Below are 7,012 nucleotides of genomic sequence, written 5' to 3'. Positions count from 1 at the left end.
CTCGTACTGGACGTACTTGGGCTTTCGGCCGGTGCGGCGAGAGTGCGTGCCGGGCGTCGCGACGGGGCGAACGTTGCCTGTTGCGGCACTAGGTGTGAAGGCGGCGGTGCGGCTCCGGGTCGGGCCTCAGGAGCCTTGGTCCGGGACGGCTGCGCTTCAGGAGCCTTGGTCCGGGACGGCCGGGCTTCGGAGGCCTTCGCTTCAGCGGCCTTCGTCTCGGGAGGCTCCGCTTCAGAAGCCGCTGCCGAAGTCTCCTCCTCCGCCGCCGCCGAAATCGCCGCCACCGCCGTCCCCGAAGCCGCCGCCGAAGTCGCCGGGGTCGAAGTCGGAGCCGGAGACGTCACCGCCGCCGTAGCCGCCGAAGTCTCCGTAACCGGAGCCGTAGTCGGACGCGTAGGAAGGAGTGGCCATCACGCTGCCGAGCAGGGTGCCGACGAGGAGACCGGGGAGGAGGCCACCGCCGAAGTAGCCGCCCGCCCAGGGGCCGTACGCCGGTCCGGCGTCCCAGTACGGGCGGCGGCCGTAGTCGGTGTCGACCTCGCGGACCGCCGGGGCGCGGCCGTCCGCCAGACGGGCCTGGTCCGCCGCGCAGACCGGGACCTCGCGGGGAGCGCCGCCTGCCGGGGTCCAGGTCGCGTCGGCGACCGACGGGCCGTGTCGCGGGTCGAAGAAGCAGGGGGCGCGGCGTTCGGGCAGAGGCTTGCCCTCACGACGGGCGGACAGGAGCGCGAGGGAGAAGCGGCCGTCCTCCAGGGACTGGGTGACGGCGCGTACGTCCTCCGGGCGGCGGGCCGCGGCCATGGACGACTTCGCCTGTTCATAGGCGTCGAGGGCGCGTTCGTAGTCGGCGCGCATCGCGTCGTCGGCGCCGGCCTCGGCGGGGTGGAAGTCGAGCCGGTCGAGTTCCTCGCCGAACGCGGTGATGTCCTCGTCGACGACCACGCGGAGTTTGTCCAGTGCTTCCTGTTGTTCCCGCTCTTTGCGGCGGCGGTTGCGGCGTACGAGGGTGTAGGCGCCCGCGCCGCCCGCCACGGCTACCGCGGCCACCGCGATGAGGGTGCCGGTGGAGACGCCGTTTCCGTCGGTCGAGCCCCAGCTCCTGGGGGCCGAGCCGTTGATGTTGGCTAGGGCGCGGTCCGTGAAGTTGTTCAGCTGGGTCTTCGTGGGTTCGCCCTGGACGCTGGTGACGAGGTTCTGGACAGCGGTGCGGGGCATGACCGCGGTGTCGGCGCGGGCGTCGAAGCGGGCGCCCAGTCTGATGGCGTACAGGCCTGTGATGCCGGTGTCGGTGCGGAGGTTCTGGAAGAGGTTCCGGGTGGGGAAGTCCGCGGGGAGGACGGCCACGAAGACGGGCTTGTTCGCGTTCTTGATCTTCTTGGCCAGGGTGTCGGCGTCTGTCTTGGAGAGTTGCGCGGAGGCTGCCGGGTCCACGTAGACGGGGCTCTTGCGGAGGGCTGCCGCCACTGCTCCCACGTCTGTGGCCGCGTGGGCGGGGGGTGCGGTGAGGGTGAGTGCCGTGAGGGCGGCGAGTGTCAGCGCGATCAGCAGTCCGGGGAGTCCTCGGATCAGTGCGGCCTTCATATCTCCGAAGCTACCTGAACGGGCGCAAAACTGGGCATTGGGGCCGATGGGGGCGGGGTGACCCGAGGGGTTCTCGCCCCCGCCGCCCGGCGCCCCTTCAGGGGCGCGGGGAACTGCGCGACCAGCCCCCACTCGCCCGCAGCCCGAAGGCCGCGCGGGCGGGTGGGGGCGGTGGGGTCATCCGGCTCGGTATGCCTCCAGGAGTTTCGTCAGTGCCTGGGTGTAGTGGGCGGTCAGCAGGAGGTGGTCGGCTTCCGCGAAGGGTTTGGCGAGTGCGGGGGTGATGGTTGAGCCCGCGCTCTGCTGGACCAGGAGGCGGGCCTTGGTGACCGCGGCGCGGCCCAGTCGCGCCGAGCCGGTTCGGTCCGCTGTCCGGGCGAGAAGGGTGAGGGCCTTGAGCGTGGCCTCGCCGCCCCCGGGGACCTTCGTGCGTGTGGTCAGGCCCCAGCCGTAGGGGAACTGGGGATCGTAGGACGCGTCGCCGACGTTGATCGGGAGTTGGCTCTCCGACTTGGGCCAGGTGACGGGGAGCTGGCCGGTGAAGGCGCGCTTGCCGTACAGCACATCCGCCACGCCGTCGCCCTCCGTGCCGGGCAGCCACGAGGCGACCAGGGCGTCGATCTCACCCAGGCGGTCGCCGATGAGTTGCGGGCGGCCCGAGACGATCAGGACCGCGCACTTCATGGCGGCGCACACCTTGTCCACGGCGGCCTGGTCGGCGGGGGTCAGGGCGAGGTCGTTGCCGTTGCCCACATCGCCGACGCCCTCCGCGTAGGGGGTCTCGCCCACGACGACCACACCCACGTCGTAGCCGGACGTCGGCGCCGAGGCGTCCTTCGAGTAGGTGACGTCACCGCCGGCGTTGCGCATGCCCTGCAGGATCGTCGTACCCTCCGTGTGCTTCCCGGACGCGCCCTGCCAGGTGATCGTCCAGCCGCCGGTCTGGTTGCCGAGGTCGTCGGCGTTCGAACCGGCCACGTACACCTTCTGGGACTTCTTCAGGGGCAGTACGCCGGCCGCGTTCTTCAGGAGGACCTGGGACTTGGCCGCCGCCTCGCGGGCGACCGCCCGGTGACCGGCGGAGCCGATCGCCGCCGCGCCGCTCGTATCCGCGTACGGCTTCTCGAAGAGGCCGAGTTTGAACTTCTGGGTGAGGATTCGGGACACGGCGTCGTTCACGCGTGCCTCGCTGACGCGACCCGCCCGTACCTCGTCGACCAGCGTCGTACGGAAGTCCTTGTAGGCGTACGGAACCATGATCATGTCCAGACCCGCGTTGATCGACGTACGGACGTCGGACGCGTAGTCGCCGGGGATCTGGTCGATGGCCTGCCAGTCGCTGATGACGAATCCGTCGAAGCCCATGCGGTCCTTGAGCACGCCGTTGATCATGTCCGCCCGGGCGTGCATCTTCACCGGGCCCCGGCCGTCGCCGAGGATGTCGAGGGAGGAGTAGGAGGGCATGACCGAGCCGATGCCACGGTCGACCGCCGTCTGGTACGGCGCCAGGTGGACGGCCTCCAACTGCTGCCGGGTGACCTTCGTGACACCTTGGTCGATGGTGTACGAGCCCGTCGTGGACGAGCCGTACTCCGTGCCCCCGTCGCCGACGAAGTGCTTGGCCGTGGCCAGTACCTTGTCGTTGTCCTTCAGATCCTTGCCGTTGGCGGCGCCCTGGAGGCCCTGGATCATCGTCTCCATGGACTCGACGAGCGCGGGGTCCTCGCCGAAGGACTCGTAGGAGCGGCCCCAGCGTTCGTCGCGGGTGACGCAGAGGCAGGGGGCGAAGTCCCAGGGGATGCCGGTGGCGCGCACCTCGGCCGCCGTCACGGAGCCCGTCCGCTCGGCCAGCCGGGGATCACGGGTCGCACCGATGCCGATGTTGTGCGGCATGATCGTCGCGCCGGTGAGGTTGTTGTGGCCGTGCACCGCGTCCACGCCGTAGATCAGCGGGATCTGGAACCGTGTCGCCTGCGCCCGGAGCTGGAAGGCGTCGATCATCTTCGCCCAGGCCTCGGGGGTGTTGGGCGTCGGGGTCGAGCCGCCGCCGGACAGGAGCGAGCCGAGGTCGTACGTGGCGATGTCGCCCTGCGCCGTGAGCGCGCCGCGTTCGGCCTGGGTCATCTGCCCGGCCTTCTCCTCCAGGGACATGCGGGAGACGAGGTCGGCGACCCGCTTCTTCACGGGCAGTTTCGGGTCCAGGTACGGCAGACCGTGGGCGTCTATGACGATCTGCGGGGTCTCGGCGGGGGCCTTCGCGCCGGTGACCGTGAGCTTCAGGGGGATCGTCTCGGCGGGTTCGGCGGACTTGTCGCGCAGCGTCGGGACCTGGATGGTGCGGGTGGCGCCGGAGGCCGTGCCCGCCGGGAAGGTGATCTCGCCCTTGACCGGTGTGTAGTCCTTGCCGGGCTCTGCGGTGCCGGCCGCGCTCTCGTAGGCGACGGTCACGGGTTCGTCGATCGGGGCGGCTCCGGTGGTGGCGACGGAGAGCTTCACCGTCGCCGTCGCTCCCTCCTTCACCGGGTGGACGGCGGAGTCGGTGGTGACGGAGGCGCGCAGGGACTGGTCGGCCTTGCCGTACAACTCGACGTCGTCCATGGCGAACCGGCCCTTGACGCCGACCGGGAGCGTGAGGGCGTACCCCCACATCTGGGTGAGGCCGAGTACCTGGTCGATGCCGCCGACGGGCTGGTAGTCCGTGCGGTAGGTGAAGTCGGTGAAGGGGATCTCGATCTGTTTCCAGCCGGTGAAGTCGTCGGTGAAGGACGTCGTCCACAGCTCGGAGGCCTCGCCGTTGGCGCCGCCGTCCTTGATCTCGAAGGCGACCTTCTTGGCGTTGTTCTGACCGTCCCACCAGAAACGGATGCCCTTGTGGGCCGACCAGTCGTGGGCCGGCTGGTCGAAGGCGAAGTCGTGGGTGAAGCCGCCGTAGCCGCTGATGTCGTAGGTGCCGGTGAGGACCTTGGTGCCCTCGGGGGCGTCGGTGCGGGTGGTCAGCGCGAGCGCGGGCGGGTCGTCGGCGTCGCCGCCCCAGGTGAACAGGCCCCCGGCGGGGGGATTGGCGAAGGGGACCTCGCCCTCGAAGCGGTCGACGGGGACGGGGGCCGGTTGGTCGGCCGTGGCCGCTCCGGCCGAAAGGAGCGGCAGCAGCCCCGTGAGCAAAGCGGCGGAGGCGAGCAAGGCGGTTCTTCGCATGGACCTTCCCTCGACTCTACGTAGTCCCTGGTGTTCCCTGACCGGGCGCCTGACGGCATCTCCCGTTGGTCTCTTACGACTTAGATCACGGCGTGAGTTAACTGGCGCCCCGGGAGGTCGTCAAGACTTCACGTCAGAACCGGTACACGGGCAATGTGCGGCCGGATCAGGGCAGTTGTTCTTTCATGCCCTGAACACGAGACCCCTTGACGTGAACCCGAAGCCGTCATTTACTCACGGCTCGCACGCCCCCTCCCCCACACCCAGAAGGGCGACGCGTCATGAGGAGATCCACTCGGGCGGTCCGGTTTCTTCTCGCCGGACTGCTCACCACCGCCGGGCTGACCGCCGTCACGGCGGCGCCCGCGCACGCCGCGGGCGAACCCGTCACGGCCTGGCTGACCACGACGGACGACGACGGCGGACGCCATGTCGTCCGCGGGCTGCAGGCCCAGACGCCGTTCGCCTTCCAGGCCGGTACCGGTGGCAGCGGCGAGAACATCACCGTCGACGAGAACACCCGCTACCAGACCTTCACGGGCGGCGGCGCGTCCTTCACCGACACCGCGGCCTGGCTGATGAACAGCAGCGGGGCGCTGTCCGGGGCCACCCGGGACGCGACGATGCGGAAACTGTTCTCGCCGACGGAGGGCATCGGGCTCTCGTTCCTGCGGAATCCGATGGGCGCGTCCGATCTCGCCCGGTACGGGTACACGTACGACGACGTGCCGGCCGGGCAGAGCGACCCGTCCCTCGCGTCGTTCTCGATCGCGCACGATCTGGCCGATGTGGTGCCGCTCACCAAGCAGGCGCTCCAGCTGAACCCCTCGCTCACCGTGATGGCCTCGCCGTGGACGGCGCCCGCCTGGATGAAGGACAGCGGGCAGCTCAACGGGGGCTGGCTGAAGGCGGAGGACTACGGGGCCTACGCCTCGTACTTCGTGAAGTACCTCCAGGCGTACCGGGACCAGGGGGTGCCGGTCTCCTACGTCACCGCGCAGAACGAGCCGACGTGCTGCTCGGGGTACCCGTCGATGAGCTGGAACGCATCGGGGCTCGCGTACTTCACGAAGAGTGAGCTGCTGCCGAAGCTGCAGGCCGCGGGGCTGTCCACGAAGGTGCTGGCGCACGACTGGAACTGGGACGTGTACGACTCGTACGCCGCCCAGACCGTCGACGACGCGGCCGTGCGCGCGCATCCGAACTTCGGGGGGATCGCCTGGCACGGGTACGGCGGGGACGTGGGCAAGCAGACGAGCGTGCACAACCAGTACCCGGGGGTGGACGCCTTCGGGACCGAGCACTCCGGTGGCACCTGGATCGCCAACCAGCAGCGCGAGGACATGCTCAACATCGTCGACTACACGCGGAACTGGGCGAAGTCGGTGACGAAGTGGTCGCTGGCCGTCGACCAGAACCGGGGGCCGCACAACGGGGGGTGCGGGACATGCTCCGGGCTGATCACCGTTCACAACGGGGACGGGGCGAGTGGGCAGGTCGACTACACGATCGAGTACTACACGATGGGGCAGTTGACGAAGTTCGTGCGGCCGGGGGCGCAGCGGGTGGCCTCTACGGCGAGTACGTCCGTGCCGAACGTGGCGTGGCGCAATCCTGACGGCTCCAAGGCGCTGATCGCCTACAACGACTCCTCGTCCGCGAAGACCGTGACCATCGACTGGGGCTCGCAGCACGCGACGTACTCGCTGCCGGGGAAGACGTCCGCGACGTTCACCTGGGCTGGGGAGCAGGTCGGTGGGGGTGGACAGACCGGGGCGTTCGTGGGGCTCGCGGGCAAGTGTCTCGATGTGGCCGGGGGGTCGTCGGCGAACGGTACGGCGGTTCAGCTGTACGACTGCAATGGCTCGGACGCCCAGCGGTGGACGGTGGCGGGGGACGGGTCGGTCCAGGCGCTGGGCAAGTGCCTCGACGTCACGTCCGCGTCCACGGCTGACGGGGCGAAGGTTCAGCTCTACGACTGCAATGGGACCGGGGCGCAGCGGTGGTCGTACAACGGGTCGACGGGTGACGTGGTCAACGCGGCGGCGGGGAAGTGTCTGGACGTGACGGACAACTCTGCGGTGAATGGGGCTCGGGCGCAGATCTGGTCCTGCACGGGGGCGGCCAATCAGAAGTGGGCGCCCGCGTTTCGCCGGCAACCCGGTCGTCGACGAGATCGGCGTCCGTTCCTACCTGGGCGCCCCGCTCATCGACCACACGGGCATCGCCCTCGGGA

The 7,012-nt window shown here is 69.8% G+C and carries 3 protein-coding genes; 1 reads left to right on the top strand and 2 read right to left on the bottom strand.

Annotated features, from left to right (window positions below; genetic code table 11):
- Positions 1 to 231: 231 nt before the first annotated feature.
- Together ABZ656_RS54970 and ABZ656_RS54965 are read right to left on the bottom strand one after the other, a co-directional pair.
- Positions 232 to 1,581, bottom strand: coding sequence for a hypothetical protein (locus ABZ656_RS54970; protein ID WP_360279836.1), 1,350 nt, complete (start codon positions 1,579 to 1,581; stop codon positions 232 to 234).
- A gap of 177 nt (positions 1,582 to 1,758) precedes the next feature.
- Positions 1,759 to 4,776, bottom strand: a complete 3,018-nt coding sequence (locus ABZ656_RS54965; RefSeq protein ID WP_360279833.1) for a glycoside hydrolase family 3 N-terminal domain-containing protein — start codon at positions 4,774 to 4,776, stop codon at positions 1,759 to 1,761.
- 281 nt (positions 4,777 to 5,057) lie between these two features.
- On the opposite strand from ABZ656_RS54965, the gene ABZ656_RS54960 reads away from it, so the two are divergent.
- On the top strand, positions 5,058 to 7,012 hold a 1,955-nt coding region (locus tag ABZ656_RS54960; RefSeq protein WP_360279831.1), incomplete at its 3' end, for a ricin-type beta-trefoil lectin domain protein.

The organism is Streptomyces sp. NPDC007095 (genome assembly GCF_040634475.1).
In the GTDB taxonomy this organism is placed as follows: Bacteria; Actinomycetota; Actinomycetes; order Streptomycetales; family Streptomycetaceae; genus Streptomyces.
This window is presented reverse-complemented; position numbering and strand designations above follow the sequence as displayed.

Coding starts and splice junctions, on each gene's coding strand:
- ABZ656_RS54965 (WP_360279833.1), bottom strand. CDS start 4,776: ATGCGAAGAACCGCCTTGCTCGCCTCCGCCGCTTTGCTCACGGGGCTG.
- ABZ656_RS54970 (WP_360279836.1), bottom strand. CDS start 1,581: ATGAAGGCCGCACTGATCCGAGGACTCCCCGGACTGCTGATCGCGCTG.